The 16,786-nt window shown below is 72.7% G+C and carries 17 protein-coding genes; 4 read left to right on the top strand and 13 right to left on the bottom strand.

From position 1 onward, the window contains the following. Positions 1–219: 219 nt before the first annotated feature. The 13 genes from ABT041_RS38410 to ABT041_RS38350 all read right to left on the bottom strand — a co-directional run bounded on the left by ABT041_RS38410 (position 220) and on the right by ABT041_RS38350 (position 12,223). Positions 220–612, bottom strand: coding sequence for a YccF domain-containing protein (locus ABT041_RS38410; protein WP_351193663.1), 393 nt, complete (start codon positions 610–612; stop codon positions 220–222). After that, a complete protein-coding gene (gene htpX / locus ABT041_RS38405; RefSeq protein ID WP_351193662.1) occupies positions 609–1,472 on the bottom strand; it encodes a zinc metalloprotease HtpX in 864 nt (287 codons plus the stop codon). Before htpX ends, ABT041_RS38410 begins: the two co-directional genes overlap by 4 nt. Before the next feature lie 147 nt (positions 1,473–1,619). Next, positions 1,620–2,075: a large conductance mechanosensitive channel protein MscL gene (gene mscL / locus ABT041_RS38400; protein ID WP_351193659.1), complete on the bottom strand. Its 456-nt coding sequence runs from the start codon at positions 2,073–2,075 to the stop codon at positions 1,620–1,622. A 34-nt stretch (positions 2,076–2,109) separates the two neighbouring features. Further along, positions 2,110–3,639 (bottom strand): NADH-quinone oxidoreductase subunit N, encoded by a 1,530-nt coding sequence (locus ABT041_RS38395; protein WP_351193657.1) that lies wholly within the window; start codon positions 3,637–3,639, stop codon positions 2,110–2,112. Beyond that, positions 3,636–5,189 carry a complex I subunit 4 family protein gene (locus ABT041_RS38390; protein WP_351193667.1) on the bottom strand — a complete coding sequence of 518 codons (1,554 nt, stop codon included), beginning with the start codon at positions 5,187–5,189 and terminating at the stop codon, positions 3,636–3,638. The genes ABT041_RS38395 and ABT041_RS38390 overlap by 4 nt, the downstream gene beginning before the upstream one ends. Before the next feature lie 27 nt (positions 5,190–5,216). Then, a complete protein-coding gene (locus ABT041_RS38385) occupies positions 5,217–7,193 on the bottom strand; it encodes an NADH-quinone oxidoreductase subunit 5 family protein (protein WP_351193655.1) in 1,977 nt (658 codons plus the stop codon). Then, complete coding sequence (nuoK, locus tag ABT041_RS38380) at positions 7,190–7,549, bottom strand: NADH-quinone oxidoreductase subunit NuoK (protein ID WP_351193653.1); 360 nt, start codon at positions 7,547–7,549, stop codon at positions 7,190–7,192. Before nuoK ends, ABT041_RS38385 begins: the two co-directional genes overlap by 4 nt. Then, positions 7,549–8,124 (bottom strand): NADH-quinone oxidoreductase subunit J family protein, encoded by a 576-nt coding sequence (locus ABT041_RS38375; RefSeq protein ID WP_351193651.1) that lies wholly within the window; start codon positions 8,122–8,124, stop codon positions 7,549–7,551. Before ABT041_RS38375 ends, nuoK begins: the two co-directional genes overlap by 1 nt. Continuing rightward, positions 8,121–8,714: a NuoI/complex I 23 kDa subunit family protein gene (locus ABT041_RS38370; RefSeq protein WP_351193649.1), complete on the bottom strand. Its 594-nt coding sequence runs from the start codon at positions 8,712–8,714 to the stop codon at positions 8,121–8,123. The genes ABT041_RS38375 and ABT041_RS38370 overlap by 4 nt, the downstream gene beginning before the upstream one ends. A 2-nt stretch (positions 8,715–8,716) precedes the next feature. Then, on the bottom strand, positions 8,717–9,685 hold the full coding sequence (locus ABT041_RS38365; RefSeq protein ID WP_351193647.1) for a complex I subunit 1/NuoH family protein: 969 nt from the start codon (positions 9,683–9,685) through the stop codon (positions 8,717–8,719). Then, entirely contained in the window at positions 9,682–11,244 is a 1,563-nt protein-coding gene (locus ABT041_RS38360; protein WP_351193645.1) for an NADH-quinone oxidoreductase subunit C, read from the bottom strand. The genes ABT041_RS38365 and ABT041_RS38360 overlap by 4 nt, the downstream gene beginning before the upstream one ends. After that, positions 11,241–11,804, bottom strand: coding sequence for an NADH-quinone oxidoreductase subunit B (locus ABT041_RS38355; RefSeq protein ID WP_351193643.1), 564 nt, complete (start codon positions 11,802–11,804; stop codon positions 11,241–11,243). The genes ABT041_RS38360 and ABT041_RS38355 overlap by 4 nt, the downstream gene beginning before the upstream one ends. Further along, positions 11,795–12,223: an NADH-quinone oxidoreductase subunit A gene (locus ABT041_RS38350; protein ID WP_174518279.1), complete on the bottom strand. Its 429-nt coding sequence runs from the start codon at positions 12,221–12,223 to the stop codon at positions 11,795–11,797. The genes ABT041_RS38355 and ABT041_RS38350 overlap by 10 nt, the downstream gene beginning before the upstream one ends. A gap of 158 nt (positions 12,224–12,381) precedes the next feature. Here ABT041_RS38350 and ABT041_RS38345 point away from each other — a divergent pair, with 158 nt between their 5' ends. The 4 genes from ABT041_RS38345 to ABT041_RS38330 all read left to right on the top strand — a co-directional run. Further along, positions 12,382–13,653 (top strand): sensor histidine kinase, encoded by a 1,272-nt coding sequence (locus ABT041_RS38345; RefSeq protein ID WP_351193640.1) that lies wholly within the window; start codon positions 12,382–12,384, stop codon positions 13,651–13,653. A 144-nt stretch (positions 13,654–13,797) separates the two neighbouring features. Then, positions 13,798–15,084 carry a sensor histidine kinase gene (locus tag ABT041_RS38340; RefSeq protein ID WP_351193637.1) on the top strand — a complete coding sequence of 429 codons (1,287 nt, stop codon included), beginning with the start codon at positions 13,798–13,800 and terminating at the stop codon, positions 15,082–15,084. A 568-nt stretch (positions 15,085–15,652) separates the two neighbouring features. Further along, complete coding sequence (locus ABT041_RS38335) at positions 15,653–16,312, top strand: LuxR C-terminal-related transcriptional regulator (RefSeq protein ID WP_351193665.1); 660 nt, start codon at positions 15,653–15,655, stop codon at positions 16,310–16,312. A 283-nt stretch (positions 16,313–16,595) separates the two neighbouring features. Next, on the top strand, positions 16,596–16,786 hold a 191-nt coding region (locus ABT041_RS38330), incomplete at its 3' end, for a hypothetical protein (protein ID WP_351193634.1).

The following is a 16,786-nucleotide window of genomic DNA, read 5'->3' as shown; positions in this document are numbered from 1 at the left end:
CACCCCGTGCGCAGTGCACTGGTGGTGCGGGTCCAGGCGCGGAACGCGGAGGCGCCGCTGAAGGGCGCCGTCCCGTGTGCCCACCCGTCCCGCCCTGGGGGTCCCCCCGGACGAAGTCTGGGGAGGGACGATTGCCCACACGGCAGCGGGGCGGGGCGCCGGGCCCGGCGCGGGCGCGGGTCCCACACGGGGCGGACCCACCCCATACGCGCGGGTCCCTCAGTACGTGCCGTACGCCTGGCTCGTCGGGACGATTTCCTTGCCCAGGGGCAGCAGCGACACCGGGATCATCTTGAAGTTCGCGATGCCCAGCGGGATGCCGATGATCGTGATGCAGAGGGCGATGCCCGTGGTGATGTGCCCGAGCGCGAGCCACCACCCCGCCAGAATCAGCCACAGCACGTTGCCGACGCAGGACGGCGCGCCCGCGTCGCGGCGGTCGACGACCGTCTGACCGAAGGGCCAGAGCGCGTAGACGCCGATGCGGAACGCGGCGAGTCCGAACGGGATGCCGATGATCGTGATGCAGAGCAGGACGCCCGCGAGCATGTAGCCCAGGAACATCCAGAATCCGCACAGGATCAGCCATATGACGTTGAGGATCGTCTTCACGGGCGTCGACCTGCCATCTGTTCGAGCCGGGCGATCCGCTCGGCCATCGGCGGATGCGTGGAGAACATCTTGGAGAGGCCCTGTCCGGGCCGGAAGGGGTTCGCGATCATCATGTGGCTCGCCGTCTCGATCCTCGGCTCGGGCGGCAGCGGCAGCTGCTTGGTGCCGGCCTCCAGCTTCCGCAGGGCGCTGGCGAGGGCGAGCGGGTCCCCGGTGAGCTGGGCGCCCGAGGCGTCGGCCTCGTACTCCCGGGAGCGGGAGATGGCGAGCTGGATGACCGAGGCGGCGATCGGGCCGAGGATGAGGATCAGCAGGTAGCCGAGGATCCCGGGGCCGTCGTCGTCGCTGGAGCGGCCGACCGGGATCAGCCAGGCGAAGTTGACCAGGAACATGATCACGGAGGCGAGCGCTCCGGCGACCGAGGAGATGAGGATGTCCCGGTTGTAGACGTGGCTCAGCTCATGGCCGATGACCCCGCGCAGCTCGCGCTCGTCGAGGATCGCGAGGATGCCCTCGGTGCAGCAGACGGCGGCGTTGCGCGGGTTGCGGCCGGTCGCGAAGGCGTTGGGCGCCTGCGTCGGCGAGATGTAGAGCCGGGGCATGGGCTGACGCGCCTGCGTGGAGAGCTCGCGCACCATCCTGTAGAGCGCGGGGGCCTCGAACTCGCTCACCGGGCGGGCCCGCATGGCCCGCAGCGCCAGCTTGTCGCTGTTCCAGTACGCGTACGCGTTGGTGCCGAGCGCCACGAGCAGCGCGACGATCAGCCCCGTACGCCCGAAGAAGCTGCCGATGACGATGATGAGGGCCGAGAGCCCTCCGAGGAGGACGGCGGTCCTCAGCCCGTTGTGCCGGCGGTGCACGGTACGCCCTCCAAGTGGTGCGGCAGGGGAACCCTTTTCCTGGTCGCGGTCTACTTCGTCCAGTGGACCCTCCCGTACGGGTCAACGCCAGGCGGGAGGTTCGGGTTCCCCAGCTCGCACGGGGTGCCGTGTGGGCCGTTCGGGTGATCAGCGCGCGGCGGGGATCTTCTCCAGGCCGGCGACGGCGGCGATGGGCTCGACCTCGCTGGTGCAGTGCGCACAGCGGGAGGCGATGGCCGGGATCTCGGTGAAGCAGCGGGGGCAGTCGCGCTTCTCCGACTTCGGGTCCTTCGCCTCCTCCTTGGCGAACTTCTCCTGGATCTTCGTCATGGGGACGACGATGAGGAAGTAGAGGACCGCGGCGGTGATGACGAACGCTATGGCGGCGGCGATCGCCAGACCATAGGGGAAGTCGGTCTTGCCGATGGTGAACTTGGCCTCGCTGAAGTCGCCGACCGAGCCGGTGGCGAGACCGATGAGCGGGGTGATGAACGCCTTGCTGAAACCCGTGACGACGGCCGTGAACGCGGAGCCGACGGCCAGACCGATGGCCATCGAGACGACGTTCCCGCGAAGTATGAAGTCCTTGAATCCGTTCAGCACGGGGTGTTGCTCCTCGGTTCTCTCTGTGGGGGGACTAGAAGAGGCTGCCCGTCGCGAAGCGGAGGGCGAACTGCGGGTAGCCCGACAGGACGACTCCGGCGGCGGCGGTCAGCACGATCGCCAGGGTGACCGGCGCGGGGGCCCTGTGCGTGACGGGGGCGCCCTCGGGTGCACCTTCCGGTGCGCCTTCCGGTGCGCGGAAGAGCAGCGCGGTCCAGCGCAGGTAGTAGTAGAGCGCGATCACGACGTTGACGGCCATGATCACGGCCAGCCATCCGAGACCCGCGTCGACGGCCGCCGAGAAGACGGTCACCTTGGCGAAGAGGCCGATGATACCCGGGGGCAAACCGGCCAGATTCAGGAGGAAGAACCCGAGCGCGAGGGCCGCCGCGGGGCTCGCGGCGTACAGGCCCCGGTAGTCCGCGATCCGGTTCCCGGGGTGGGTCCGGGCGACGAGCGCGACGATCGCGAAGGCGCCGAGGTTCACGACGGCGTACATCAGGGCGTACGCGACGGTGGCGCCGATCTGGTCGTCGCTGGAGTACGCGGCGGCCGCGATCGGCACCAGGAGGTAGCCGGCCTGGGCGACGGAGGACCAGGCGAGGAGGCGCACCGCGCTCCACGCGCGCGTGGAGACCTGCCGCAGGGCGGCGACGTTCCCGGCGGTCATGGTGAGCGCGGCGAGCGCTGCCAGCGCCGGGCCCCACACGTCCGCGTACGACGGGAAGGCGACGACCGTCACCAGGATCAGGCCGGTGAAGCCGACGGCCTTGCCGACGACGGAGAGGTAGGCGGCGACGGGCAGCGGGGCGCCGACGTAGGTGTCGGGCACCCAGAAGTGGAAGGGCACGGCGGCCGTCTTGAAGGCGAAGCCGACGAGGGTGAGGGCGACTCCGGCCTCGGCGAGCGTCTGGAGCTGTCCGGGGACGTCGTCGAGGCGCTGGGCGATCTCCGCGAGGTGGAGGGTGCCGGTCGCCGCGTACACGAAGCTGACGCCGAGCAGGGTGACGGCGGTCGCGGTGACGGAGGACAGGAAGAACTTGAGGGCGGCCTCGCCGGACATGCGGTCGCCGCGCTTGAGGCCGACGAGCGCGAACGCGGGCAGCGAGGCCACTTCGAGGGCGACGACGAGGGTGGCGAGGTCGCGGGAGGCGGGCAGCAGGGCGGCGCCGGCGGCCGAGGACAGCAGCAGGAACCAGTACTCGCCGGCCGGGAGCCTCTCGCGGGTCTCGTCCATCGAGAGGAACGCGGTGACCAGCGCGCCGGCCAGGACGAGCAGCTGGATGACGAGCGTGAAGTGGTCGGCGGTGTAGCTGCACGCGGGCGCGTGGCCCTCGGCCTGGGCCGTGGCGGTCAGGCAGAAGGTGGCGCGGTCGCCGGAGCGCAGCGGCAGGAGGAGGGCGAGGGCGGCGACGAGGCCGCCGATCGCGGTCCACCCGAGGAGCTGCTTGCGGTCCTGCGGCACGAAGAGGTCGGCGACGAGGACGACGAGGGCGACCACGGCCGTGAGGGTGGGGGGCGCGATCGTGAGCCAGTCGACGGACTGGACGAGCGACGACGTCACTGGGTGCCTCCGGCGAGGAGCTGCTGGACGGCCGGGTCGGTGAGGCCGAGGAGGACGGCGGGCCAGAGTCCGGCGAGGACGGTGAGGGCGACGAGGGGGGTCCAGGCGGCGAACTCGTACCCCTGGACGTCGGCGATCGCCGTCTCCCCCGCGGGTCGCGGGCCGCCCATGCAGACGCGGCGGACGACGACGAGGAGGTAGGCGGCGGTGAGGAGGGTGCCGAAGGCGCCGATCGCCATGAAGGTGAGGAAGGCGGGGCGGCTGAGGCCCTCGGCCGGGTCGAAGGCGCCGAAGAGGGCGAGCATCTCGCCCCAGAAGCCGGCGAGGCCGGGCAGTCCGAGGGAGGCGACGGAGGCGAAGGCGAGGAGGGCGCCGAGGCGGGGGGCGCGGCCGTAGAGGGCGGCGCCGGTGGCTCCGGCGAGGGTGTCGAGGTCGGCGGTGCCGTACCGGTCCTTGACGGCGCCGACCAGGAAGAACAGCAGGCCGGTGACGAGGCCGTGGGCGATGTTGGCGAAGAGGGCGCCGTTGACCCCGGTGGGGGTCATGGTGGCGATGCCGAGGAGCACGAAGCCCATGTGGCCGACGGAGGAGTAGGCGATGAGGCGCTTGAGGTCGCCCTTGTTGCCGGGCTTCGCGAGGGCGAGGCAGGCGAGCGATCCGTAGATGATCCCGGCGACGGCGAAGGCCGCGAGGTAGGGGGCGAAGGTCCGCATGCCGTCGGGGGTGATCGGCAGGACGATCCGCACGAAGCCGTACGTGCCCATCTTCAGCAGGACGCCGGCGAGGAGGACGGAGCCGACGGTCGGGGCGGCGGTGTGGGCGTCCGGGAGCCAGCTGTGCAGCGGCCACATCGGGGTCTTCACCGCGAGCCCGAGACCGATCGCGAGAACGGCGATGACCTGCACGGACGTGGTCAGTCCACGGCCGTTGTCAGTGGCGAGTGCCACCATGTCGAACGTGCCCGCCTTCACGCCGATGAGGAGCAGGCCGAGCAGCATGACGACGGAGCCGAGCAGCGTGTAGAGGATGAACTTCCAGGCGGCGGCCTGCCTGCCCTCGCCGCCCCAGCGGGCGATGAGGAAGTACATCGGGATGAGGACCATCTCGAAGGCCAGGAAGAACAGGACGAGGTCGAGGACGGCGAAGGTGGCGAGGGTGCCGGACTCGAGGACGAGCAGCAGGGCGACGAAGGCCTTCGGGGACGGGCCCGACGGCATCTTGAAGTACGAGTAGAGCGCGCAGAGGAAGGTCAGCAGCGCGGTCAGGACCAGGAGGGGGAGGGAAATGCCGTCGACACCGAGGTGGATGCGCACGTCGAGTGCCCTGATCCAGCTGATGTCCGTCGTGGCCTGCATCTTCGACGGGTGGTCGTGGTCGAAGCCGAGCGCGAGGACGAGCGCGGCCAGCAGGATGACGCCGGTGACGGTGACGCCGTGGCGGAGCACGGCCTGGTCGGGCGACTTCCCCTTCAGCCCTGGCGGGGCCGGGAGGAGAGCGGCGGCGGCGCCGAGGAGCGGGCCGGCGACGATCAACGCCAGAAGGAACTGCATCACGGATTCGCTGATATCGATCACGGCTCACGCTCCGGCGGCGGCGTTGGCGAGGGCGACGGCGACGATCGCCAGGACGACGGAGCCGGCGAGCAGGGCGCTCAGGTAGGTCTGCACGTTGCCGGTCTGGGCGCGGCGGACGAGCCAGCCGAGCCCCTTGGCGGAGTTGCCCGCGGCGCTCACGTAGGTGTCGACGACCTCGCGGTCCAGGAAGCGGACCAGGGAGGCGGCGGCGAGTACGGGGCGGACGAAGGCGGTCCGGTAGACGGCGTCCAGGTGGAAGCCGTCGGCGGCCGGTCCGTGCAGCGGTCCGAGGAGGGCGCGGCCGGGGTCGGCCGGGTCCTCGGCGGGGTGCGGCAGGTGCAGCGCCTCGGCCTCGACCTGCCCCGCCTCGGCGTCCGGGTGGGCGACGTGCGGGAGGGGGGTGACCGGCGTGCGGGCGGCGAGGGTGCGCCAGACCGCGTAGGTGATGACGGCTCCGGCGGCGGCGAGGCCCGTGCCGAGGACGGCCGTGGTCAGGGTCGGGGTGAGGGCGTTCCCGTCGAACCAGTCGTCGAGGTACGTCGCGGTCAGACCGAAACCGAGGGTGGGGATCGCGAGGACCCACAGGACGCTCGTCATGGCGATCGGCTGGCGGCCGTGATCGGGGGCTTCGGCGCCGCGGCCGCGGAAGGTCCGCAGCCAGAGCCGGAGCGCGTACGCGGCGGTCAGCAGGGCCGTGAGCAGCCCGGCGACGAGCACGATCCAGCCGGCCCCGGCGGGGGCGACGTCCCGCTCGCCGAGGGCGGTGTGCTCGGCGGCCACGAGGACGGCCTCCTTGGAGAAGAAGCCGGCGAAGGGCGGGATCGCGGCGAGCGCGAGGAGGGCGACGGTCATCGTCCAGTACGCGTCGGGGATGCGCTTCGCGAGACCGCTCATGCGGGACATGGCGGTGAGCGAGTTCGTGCCGGCGGCGTGGATGACCGCGCCGGCGGCGAGGAACAGGAGCGCCTTGAACGCGGCGTGCGAGAGGAGGTGGAAGACGGCGGCCCCGCGGTCGCCGACGGCGAGGGCCCCGGCCATGTAGCCGAGCTGTCCGATCGTCGAGTAGGCGAGGACCCGCTTGATGTCGTCCTGGGCGAGCGCGGCCAGCGCCGAGCCGACCATCGTGAGCGCGGCCATCACGGCGAGCACGGTCATCGCGGCGGCGGAGGCGGCGAAGACGGGGAGGAGCCGGGCCGTGAAGTAGATGCCGGCGGCGACCATCGTCGCCGCGTGGATGAGCGCGGAGACGGGGGTGGGGCCGGCCATGGCGTCCGGGAGCCAGGTGTGGAGCGGGAACTGCGCGGACTTGCCCGCGACGCCGGCGAGCAGCAGCAGCGCGATCACCGTGGGGTGGTCGAGTCCGCCGCTCGCGACGGCGCCGAGGACGCCCGTGATCCGGAACGTGCCCGCGTCGACGGCGAGCGCGAAGAGACCGATGAGGAAGGGGACGTCACCGAGCTTGGTGACGAGGAAGGCCTTGAGGGAGGCGGACCGGGCTTCCGGGGTCTCCCAGTAGTGGCCGACGAGGAAGTACGAGCAGATGCCCATGATCTCCCAGCCGACCAGGAGCACCATCAGGTCGCCGGAGTAGACGACGACCAGCATCGCGGAGGTGAAGAGGGAGACGAGCGCGGCGTACGACGGGTAGCGGGGGTCGTCGCGGAGGTAGCCGGTCGAGTAGATCTGCACGCAGGTCGCGACGACGCCGACGAGGACGGCGACGAGCGCCGCGAAGCCGTCGATGTGGAGGCTCAGATCGATCGGGACCGAGCCGGTCGGGGTGAGCTGGGTGGCGGCGTCGATCGCCTTGCCTCCGCCCTGGCGGGCGGCGACCAGGACGGCGAGGACCGCGGCGGCGAGGGTCGGCAGCACGGCCAGGGGGCGGACGAAGCCGGGCGCGGTGCGGCCGAGCAGAAGGCCGGCGGCGGAGCCGAGGAAGGGAAGGAGGGGGACGAGGACGGCGAGGGTGGTCGTGGTCACGCGGCGGCCTCGGCCTTCTCCTCGGCGGACGGCTGTTCCTCGGCCGACGGCTGTTCCCTGGTGTCGCGGAGACGGTCGACGTCCGCGGTGCCGCGGTTGCGGTGGACCATCAGGACGATGGCGAGACCGATGCCGATCTCCGCGGCGGCGACGGCGATCGTGAAGAGGGTGAGGGCCTGGCCGGCGTGGAGGGTGTCGCGGAGCCAGACGTCGAAGGCGACCAGGTTGAGGTTGACGGCGTTGAGCATCAGCTCGACGGACATCAGGACCAGGATCGCGTTGCGGCGGGCCAGCACGCCGTAGAGACCGACGGAGAAGAGGAGGGCGGCGAGGACGGCCGGGTAGGCGAGGTGCATCAGTTCTCGTCCTCCTTCTTCTTCCGGGAGAGGACGATCGCGCCGACCAGGGCGGCGAGGAGCAGCACCGACAGCGCCTCGAAGGGCAGCACCCAGTGCTGGAAGAGGATCTCGCCGGTCACGCCCGTGGAGCCCTGGGCGGGGCCGTCCAGGTCGATCCAGGTCGTACGGAACGCGTCGACGACGACCCAGACGAGGGCGGCCGCGGCGGCCAGGGCGACGGCGAGGGCGACCGGCCGGTTGCCGGAGTCGGCGTCCGGGGAGCGGCCGATGGGGGCCTTGGTGAGCATGAGACCGAAGAGGAGGAGGACGACGACGGAACCGACGTAGATCAGGACCTGGACCCAGGCGATGAACTCGGCGGTCAGGAGCAGGTACTCGACGGCGAGCCCGCCGAGCGCCACGACCAGCCAGAGGGCGGCGTGCACCAGCTGGCGGGTGGTGACGGTGACGAGGGCGGCGCCGAGGGTGGCGATGCCGACGAGGACGAAGGCGACCTCGACGCCGGTGGGCGAGAGGAAGCCGTGGGTGGCCTGGGCGGCGGTCTGGGCGACCGTCTGGGCGGCGAGGATCACTGCTGGTCCTCCTGGGCCTCGGCTTCGGCGGCGGCTTGGGCGGCCTGCGCGGCGGCCTTCTCCGCCGCCTTGCGGGCCGCGGCGATCTCCTTCGGCTCCTCCGCGCGCGGGTCGAGCGCGGGCGGCTCGGGGACCGTCCACATCCACTCGCGGAGCTTGTCGCGCTCGTGGGTGAGCTCGTGGATGTCGGTCTCCGCGTACTCGAACTCGGGCGACCAGAACAGCGCGTCGAAGGGGCAGACCTCGATGCAGATGCCGCAGTACATGCAGAGCGCGAAGTCGATGGCGAAGCGGTCGAGGACGTTCCGGCTGCGCTCACGGCCGCCGGGGGCGGCGGGCGGCACCGTCTCCTTGTGGGAGTCGATGTAGATGCACCAGTCGGGGCACTCACGGGCGCACAGCATGCAGACCGTGCAGTTCTCCTCGAACAGGCCGATGACCCCGCGGGTGCGGGGCGGCAGCTCGGGCTGCACGTCCGGGTACTGCGCGGTGACGTTCTTCTTCGTCATCGTGCGGAGGGTGACGGCGAGGCCCTTGGCGAGGCCGGAGCCGGGAATGCGGGGCCGGGTGGGCGGGAGGGACGCGGTCATGGTTACTGGATCGCCACCTTCACGATGCCGGTGAGCGCGATCTGCGCGAGCGCGAGCGGGACAAGGGTCGTCCAGGCGAGCTTCTGGAGCTGGTCCTCGCGCAGGCGCGGGTAGCTCACGCGCAGCCAGATGACGACGAAGGCGAGGACGGCCGCCTTGAGGAGGGTCCAGACCCAGCCGAGGCCGTCGGCGCCGAAGGGGCCGTGCCAGCCGCCGAGGAAGAGGACGGTGGTGAGACCGCAGAGGACGACGATGCCGGCGTACTCGGCGAGCAGGAACAGCGCGAAGCGGAGGCCGGTGTACTCGGTGTACGCGCCGAAGATGATCTCCGAGTCGGCGACCGGCATGTCGAACGGGGGCCGCTGGAGCTCCGCGAGGCCGGCGACGAAGAACACGAGCGCGCCGATGATCTGCCAGGGCAGCCACCACCACTCGAAGGCGTTCAGGATGCCGGGCAGCGAGACGGTGCCGGCGGCCATCGCGACCGAGGCGGCGGCGAGCAGCATCGGCAGCTCGTACGCGAGCAGCTGGGCGGCGGTACGGAGGGCGCCGAGCAGCGAGAACTTGTTCGCGGAGGCCCAGCCGGCCATGAGGCTGCCGAGGACGCCGACGCCCATGACGGCGAGCACGAAGAAGATGCCCGCGTCGACGAGCTGCCCGACGGCCCCCTCGCTCGGCCCGATGGGGATCGCGACGAGGACGAGGAGGTACGGGAGGAGGGCGACGGCCGGCGCGAGCTGGAAGATCCGCCGGTCCGCGTCCTTCGGGACCACGTCCTCCTTCTGCGCGAACTTCACGCCGTCGGCGACGAGCTGGGCCCAGCCGTGGAAACCGCCCGCGTACATGGGGCCGAGCCGGCCCTGCATGTGGGCCATGACCTTGTGCTCGGTCTGCCCGATGACGAGCGGCAGCACGAGGAAGACCCCGAAGACGATGAGCAGCCGGACGGCGACGTCGAGTGCGTCGTTCACGCGGGATCGCCTCCGGCGGGGTCGGTGGGGTGGTCGTTGTCGCCGGCGTTGCCGTCGGCGGGCTCGCCCTGACGGGCGGGGTCGGTCGCCTCCGGCGGCGCGGCGGGCGCGGACGCCGGGGCGTCCGGAGCCTCGGGGGCCGGGGCCTCCGTCGGGGCCGGGACCTCCGTCGGGGACGCGGCCTCCTTCGGGGCCGGGGCCTCCGTCGGGGCCGGGACCTCCGTCGGGGACGCGGCCTCCGTCGGGGCCTCCGGGCCGGGGGCCGCAGCCTGCTGCGGGGCTGGCTCGTCGGCTGCCGGGGCGGCCGGGACCTCGGTGGCGGGCTCCGGGGCCGCTGGGGCCGGGGCCGAGTCGTCGGGTGCCGGGGTTGCGGGGCCCTTCGGTGGCGCGGGCTCGGCCGGTGCCGTCGGCTCCTCGTCGAAGGCCGGGCGGGCGTGGTGCCAGGGAGCGTCCGAGCTGCGGGTACGCGGAGTGGCGGCCCCCGCGCGGGGCGCGGGGCCGGCCGTGTCCGGCGTCTCGTCCGCCGAGGACGGAGCCGTCTGGCTCGCCGAGCCGTCCGCCGCGGAGCGCGTACGGCGCGGCGGGCGGGCCGTGGAGGCCGGGGCCTCCGTGGAGCCGCCCGACTCCGGAGCCGTCTGGCTCGCGGAACCGTCCGCTGCCGAGCGGGAACGGCGCACCGGCGCACCCGGCTCCGGGGTCGCCTGGCTTGCCGAGCCGTCTGCCGCCGTGCGCGTGCGGCGCGGCGGGCGGCCCGCAGGGGCGGGGGTCTCCGTCGTCGCGCCCGGCTCCGGGACCGCCTGGCTCGCCGAGCCCTCCGACGCCGAGCGGGTGCGGCGCGGCGGGCGGGTCGCGGTGGCGTCCTCCGTCGTCGCGCCCGGCTCCGGGACCGCCTGGCTCGCCGAGCCCTCCGTAGCCGTGCGGGCTCGGCGCACCGGGCGCTCGCCGGCAGCCGCGCGGGCCGGGCGGGCGGGGGCCGGGGGGAGCTGGCCCTTCAGGGGGCCCCATTCGTTCGGGTCCGGGACGCCCGGCGGGAGCATCTGGCGGCGCTTCGGGCCGCCGCCGTCGTGCGACTCGCCCGGCTCCTTCGCGCCCGGCCACGCCTTGGCGACCCGCGCCGCGAGGACGAAGTCCTTGCGCAGCGGGTGGCCCTCGAAGTTCTCGGGGAGCAGGAGCGGGACGAGGTGCGGGTGGCCCTCGAAGGCCACACCGAACATCTCGTGCGTCTCGCGCTCGTGCCAGCCCGCGCCCGCGTACACCTCGACGGCGGTGGGCAGCAGCGGCGCGTCGTGCGGGACCGTCGTGCGCAGCAGGAGCCGCTTCGGGGCGCCCTCCCCCAGCGCCACCACGTGCGCGCACACGCGGAAGCCCGTACCCGGCTCGTCCACCGCGCTCAGCCAGTCGAAGTAGGTGCAGCCCAGCTCGTCGCGGGCCGTCGTGAGCGCAGTGAGCCAGGCCGTCGGCGGGACGTCGACCGTCAGCAGGTCGTAGGCCCGCTCCGCCGTCGCCTCCTCGCCGAAGACCTCCGTCACGGAGTCGGGGAGGGAGTCGTACGTGCTCATGCCTGGCCTCCCGGCGGGGGCGTCAGCGGGCTCGTCAGCTGCGCCACCGACGGATGCGTCGCGTACCGCTCCGCCAGGCTCTCCCGGGCGATCTTCTCCTGGAGCTTGAGGATGCCCTGGAGCAGCGCCTCGGGCCGCGGCGGGCAGCCCGGCACGTACACGTCGACGGGGATGATCTGGTCGACGCCCTTGGTGACCGAGTACGAGTCCCAGTACGGGCCGCCGCAGTTCGAGCAGGCGCCGAAGGAGATGACGTACTTCGGCTCGGGCATCTGCTCGTACAGACGCTTCACGGCCGGCGCCATCTTGTCCGTCACCGTGCCCGAGACGATCATCAGGTCGGCCTGGCGCGGGCCCGGCGCGAAGGGGATCACGCCGAGCCGGATGAAGTCGTGCCGGGCCATCGACGCGGCGATGAACTCGATCGCGCAGCAGGCGAGGCCGAAGTTGAAGACCCACAGGCTGTAGCGGCGGCCCCAGTTCAGGACCACCTTCATCGGCTCGGGGGCCAGCCGGGCGAGCGTGCCCAGCTTCGGGGCCGGGAGCGGGGTCACGTCCATGTCAGGACGCCCTTCTTGTATGCGTAGAGCAGCCCCACGGCGAGGAAGCCCAGGAAGACGAACATCTCGACCAGGGTCGTCGCGCCGTAGCCGGGCGCGGCGAAGACCGTCGCCCAGGGGAAGAGGAAGATCGAGTCGACGGCGAAGATGACGTAGAGGAAGGCGTACACGTAGTAGCGGACCTGGGTGTGGGCCCAGCCCTCCCCGACGGGGTCGACACCGCACTCGTAGGTGAGGAGCTTCTCGGGCGTCGGCACGACAGGCCTGAGCAGCCGGCCCGCGCCGAACGCCACGGCGACGAAGAGCACGCCGACGACGGCGAGCAGGCCGACGACGGAGTACGTCTGGAAGTAGTCCGCCGCGTCGGCCGCGACAACGGTCGGTTCCCGCACGTCCGCCCCTCGGTCTCGGTGTCTCATGAGTCACTCTGTACGCACGCGAGTCTAGGCCCTGCTAAAGGGACCGTAAGCAGTCGCGGGTGCCTTCGTGAGCGCTGCGGCAAGTGGGGATAGCCCCCCTTCCGCTCACCCACCTCCCCCATGGCGTCGCGGCCTGCCCGACCGGCAGTCTGGGGAGCATGAGCGCCGATCTTGATCCCGTCGAGTCCGCCGAGTCGTCCCGCCCCTCCGGCCCGTCCGGCTCCGACTCCCCCGGCACCCCCGAAACCCCCGGCCCGTCCGGCCCCTCCGGTTCCGCCGACGACCCGCGTCCGCCGCTGCGGTTCGCCTACGGCAGGGAGACCTGGAAGGAGATCGCCTTCCTCCTCTCCAACCTCTTCACCTCGGTGGCCGGCTTCGTGTACGCGATCGTCGGCATCGCCCTCGGCGTCGGCCTCTCGGTCACCGTCATCGGCCTGCCGCTGCTCGCCCTCGGCCTCGGCGGCGCCCGTCTGATCGGCCGGTCGGAGCGGGCGCGGGCCCGCGGGCTGCTCGGGGTGAAGGTCGTCGAGCCGTCGCCGCTGCCCCGGCACCGCGGCTTCTTCGGCTGGCTCTGGGGCTCGCTGAAGGACCCGGTGGCCTGGCGGACCCAGCTGTACGGGCTGATCCGGCTGCCCTGGGGGATCGTGACGTTCACCGTGACCCTGGTCTCGCTCCTCGTCCTCTGGCCCGTCCTCCCCTTCGTGGCCCGCGGCCTCGCCAACGCCGACCGGGGCATGGTCAGGGGGCTGCTCTCGCCCTCCGACGAGCTGGAGCGGCGGATCGCCGAGCTGGAGTCGGACCGGGGCGTGGTCGTGGACACGGCGGCGGCGGACCTGCGGCGCATCGAGCGGGACCTGCACGACGGGGCGCAGGCGCGGCTCGTGGCCCTCGCGATGGGGCTCGGCCTCGCCAAGGAGAAGCTGCTGGAGGACCCGGAGGCCGCCGCGGCGATGGTCGACGAGGCGCACGGCGAGGTGAAGCTGGCCCTGCAGGAGCTGCGGGACCTCGCCCGGGGCATCCACCCGGCCGTCCTCACCGACCGGGGCCTGAGCGCGGCGCTCTCCTCCGTCTCGGCGCGCTGCACGGTGCCGGTGACGGTGAACGTGGACCTGGCGGAGCGGCCGGCGGAGGCGATCGAGGGCATCGCGTACTTCACGGTCTCGGAACTCCTCCAGAACGTCTCCAAGCACGCGCGTGCCCGGTCCGCCTCCGTGGAGGTCTGGCGTGCGGACGAGCGGCTGATGCTCCAGGTGCGGGACGACGGGGCCGGCGGGGCGCGCTTCGACGGCGGTACGGGGCTCGCGGGGCTCTCGGAGCGGCTCGGGGCGGTCGACGGGCTGCTGGTCCTGGACTCCCCCGAGGGCGGTCCGACGACGGTCACGGCGGAGCTGCCGTGGCGGTCGCGGCCGGCGACCGCGTCCCGCAGGTAGGGGGTACGTCCGCGGGTGGCGCCCGCAGGTAGGGAAAACCCCCGCCCGCAGACGCCCACCCGCCTCATGGTCCGGCGGGGCCCGGGACGGAACCCTGGAACACGTACCGCTACCGCCCCCTCCCAGGAGACGAGGAAGACCGCGATGGCTGCCCACCCCCTCCCTGCCGCGATCCGCGCGCCCTTCGAGGCCCGCACCTGGCGCGCCGTCCTGTACGTGCTGATCGGGTTCCCGCTGAGCGTCTGCTGGTTCGTGCTCTCGATCGCCTTCGTGTCGGCCGGCGCCGGGCTGCTCATCACCTTCCTCGGCGTGCCGATCCTGGCCGGGGCGCTCGGCATGTGCCGGGGCTTCGGCGCGGTGGAGCGGGCCCGGGCGCGCGGGCTGCTCGACCTCCACGTCGCCGCGCCGGAGCCGGTGCGCGGGCGGACCGGCGGGGCGCTCTCCTGGATGGGGGCCATGCTGAAGAGCGGCGCGTCGTGGCGACACCTGCTGTACGCGGTGCTGCACATGCCGTGGGCGGTGTTCTCGTTCGCGGTGACCGTGGCGCTCTACGCCTGGGGCTGGGCCCTCTTCACGTACCCGCTGTGGCAGTGGGTCTTCCCCGCGTGGGTCGGGCAGGACGGGATCCAGCTGTACGGGGACGCCACGCACTCCTTCTACCTGGACGCGCCCTTCGAGATCGCCGTGACCAGCGCCATCGGGCTCGTGTTCGTCCTCGTCGGCCCCTGGGTGCTGCGGGGACTCGTCTCCGTCGACCGGCTCCTCGTCTCCGGGCTCCTCGGCCCGTCCCGGCTGGCCTCGCGCGTCACCGAGCTGGAGTCCGACCGGGGCGTCGTCGTCGACACCGCCGCGGCCGATCTGCGGCGCATCGAGCGCGACCTGCACGACGGGGCGCAGGCGCGGCTCGCCGCGCTCGCGATGGACCTGGGGCTCGCGAAGGAGAAGCTGGCGCGGGACCCGCAGGCGGCGGCGGTGCTCGTCGACGAGGCGCACGGCGAGGTGAAGCTCGCCCTCCAGGAGCTGCGGGACCTCGCGCGGGGCATCCACCCGGCGGTCCTCACCGACCGGGGCCTGGACGCGGCGCTCTCCGCCGTCGCCTCCCGGTGCTCGGTCCCGGTGTCCGTGGACGTGGACCTGCCCTCGCGGCCGGCGCCGGCGATCGAGGGCATCGCGTACTTCACGGTCTCGGAGCTCCTCCAGAACGTCACCCGGCACTCGGGGGCGCGGCGGGCGTGGGTGGACGTGTGGCGCACGGAGAACCGGCTGATGCTGCAGGTACGGGACGACGGGGTGGGGGGCGCGGTCATCGGGGGCGGATCGGGGCTGGCGGGGCTCGCGGAGCGGGTCGGGGCGGTGGACGGGGTCCTGGCGGTGGACTCGCCCGCGGGCGGCCCGACGACGGTGACGGTGGAACTGCCCTGGCGCGCGTAGGCCTCTCACGGGACCCGCGCCCCGTGCCGCCCCCGTTGTGAGCACCGCTCCACCGGGGCGGAGCCCCGCCCGTTGCGGGCTGCGCCCTCGCCGCCTCCCGTTGTGGGCAGGCGTTCCGCAAGGGGCGATGGGGGTCCCCCCTGCTCGAGCGAAGCCGAGAGCTTGGGGGAGGGTGGGCACAACGGACGGCGCCCTTGCCGACGCCAGAGGCTCCCCCGCCTGAACCCGCACCGAGCGTGCGCCGCGCAATGGGGTGCGGGTCAGGGCGCGGAACGCGGAGGCGCCGCTGAAGGGCGCCGTCCCGTGTGCCCACCCGTCCCTCCCCCTAGGACTTCGTCCTGGGGGGACCCCCATGCGGGACGATTGCCCACACGGCAGCGGGCACTGCCCAGCGCGGGCGCGCCCCACACGGAGGCGGGCCCGCATGGCGTCGCACCGCCCGGGCGCGGGGCCCGCACGGCACGGCCGCCCGCCCGTCGTCGTCGCGGGAGGTGCCATGCTGAAGGTCCGACCGGAGGATCTACGCAGGGGGCGGCAAAGCGTGAGTGGGCAAGACGTGGCGGGGCGCGTGCGGGTGGTCATCGCCGAGGATTCCGTACTGCTCAGGGAGGGGCTGACCCGGCTCCTGACCGATCTGGGGCACGACGTCGTCGCGGGGGTCGGGGACGGGGAGGCCCTCGTGGAGACGGTGGCCCGGCTCGCCGGGGACGGCGCGCTCCCGGACGTCGTCGTCGCGGACGTCCGGATGCCGCCGACCCACACCGACGAGGGCGTGCGGGCGGCGGTGCGGCTCCGGAAGGAGCACCCGGGACTCGGCGTGCTCGTGCTGTCGCAGTACGTGGAGGAGCAGTACGCCACCGAACTCCTGGCCGGTTCCAGCCGGGGCGTGGGCTATCTGCTGAAGGACCGCGTCGCCGAGGTCCGCGAGTTCGTGGACGCCGTCGTCCGGGTCGCCGGAGGCGGTACGGCCCTGGACCCCGAGGTCGTGCAGCAGCTCCTGGGCCGGAGCCGGCAGCAGGACGTGCTGGCGAACCTGACCCCGCGCGAGCGGGAGGTCCTCGGTCTCATGGCCGAGGGGCGGACGAACTCCGCCATCGCGAAGGCGCTGGTCGTGAGCGACGGTGCGGTGGAGAAGCACATCAGCAACATCTTCCTGAAGCTGGGTCTCTCCCCGAGTGACGGTGATCACCGCCGGGTACTCGCCGTATTGACGTACCTGAAGTCCTGATCATCTGACACCTTGTCAGATATCCTGGTCCTGGTTCCAAGGGATGAGCCGGAATCCGACTTTCCGGAACACTCCGGGTGGCGACGGAACGTGACAATTCAAGGCAAGAGGGCATCTCAAGAAGAGGTCCGCGATGTGAGAAGTCCCGGGAAGGCCCCCCTTACCGTCGTAGGGTGGGCCTCGGGACGGAAGGTGATCTCCGCACGGAGGCCGCCTGCCGCACCCCGAGCCTTCTCCCCGCCTCCGGCGGAGAGTCCCCTTGCCGCGAGGGAGGTCCAGTTCAGTGACCAGCCAGGTCAGTAGCGAGGCCGGTGAGGCCCTGGTCGGGGAGCAGCGCAGCGCCCCGGCGACGCCCCACCACGGCACCGAGAAGGAAGTACGCCGGCTCGACCGGGTGATCATCCGTTTCGCGGGCGACTCCGGTGACGGCATGCAGCTGACGGGTGACCGTTTCACCTCGGAGACGGCGTCCTT

Origin of the sequence: Streptomyces sp. NPDC002825 (assembly GCF_040295385.1) — a bacterium.
Lineage (GTDB): Bacteria > Actinomycetota > Actinomycetes > Streptomycetales > Streptomycetaceae > Streptomyces.
Note: the sequence above shows the minus strand (reverse complement) of the source record. Positions and strands in the feature narration are given on the sequence as shown.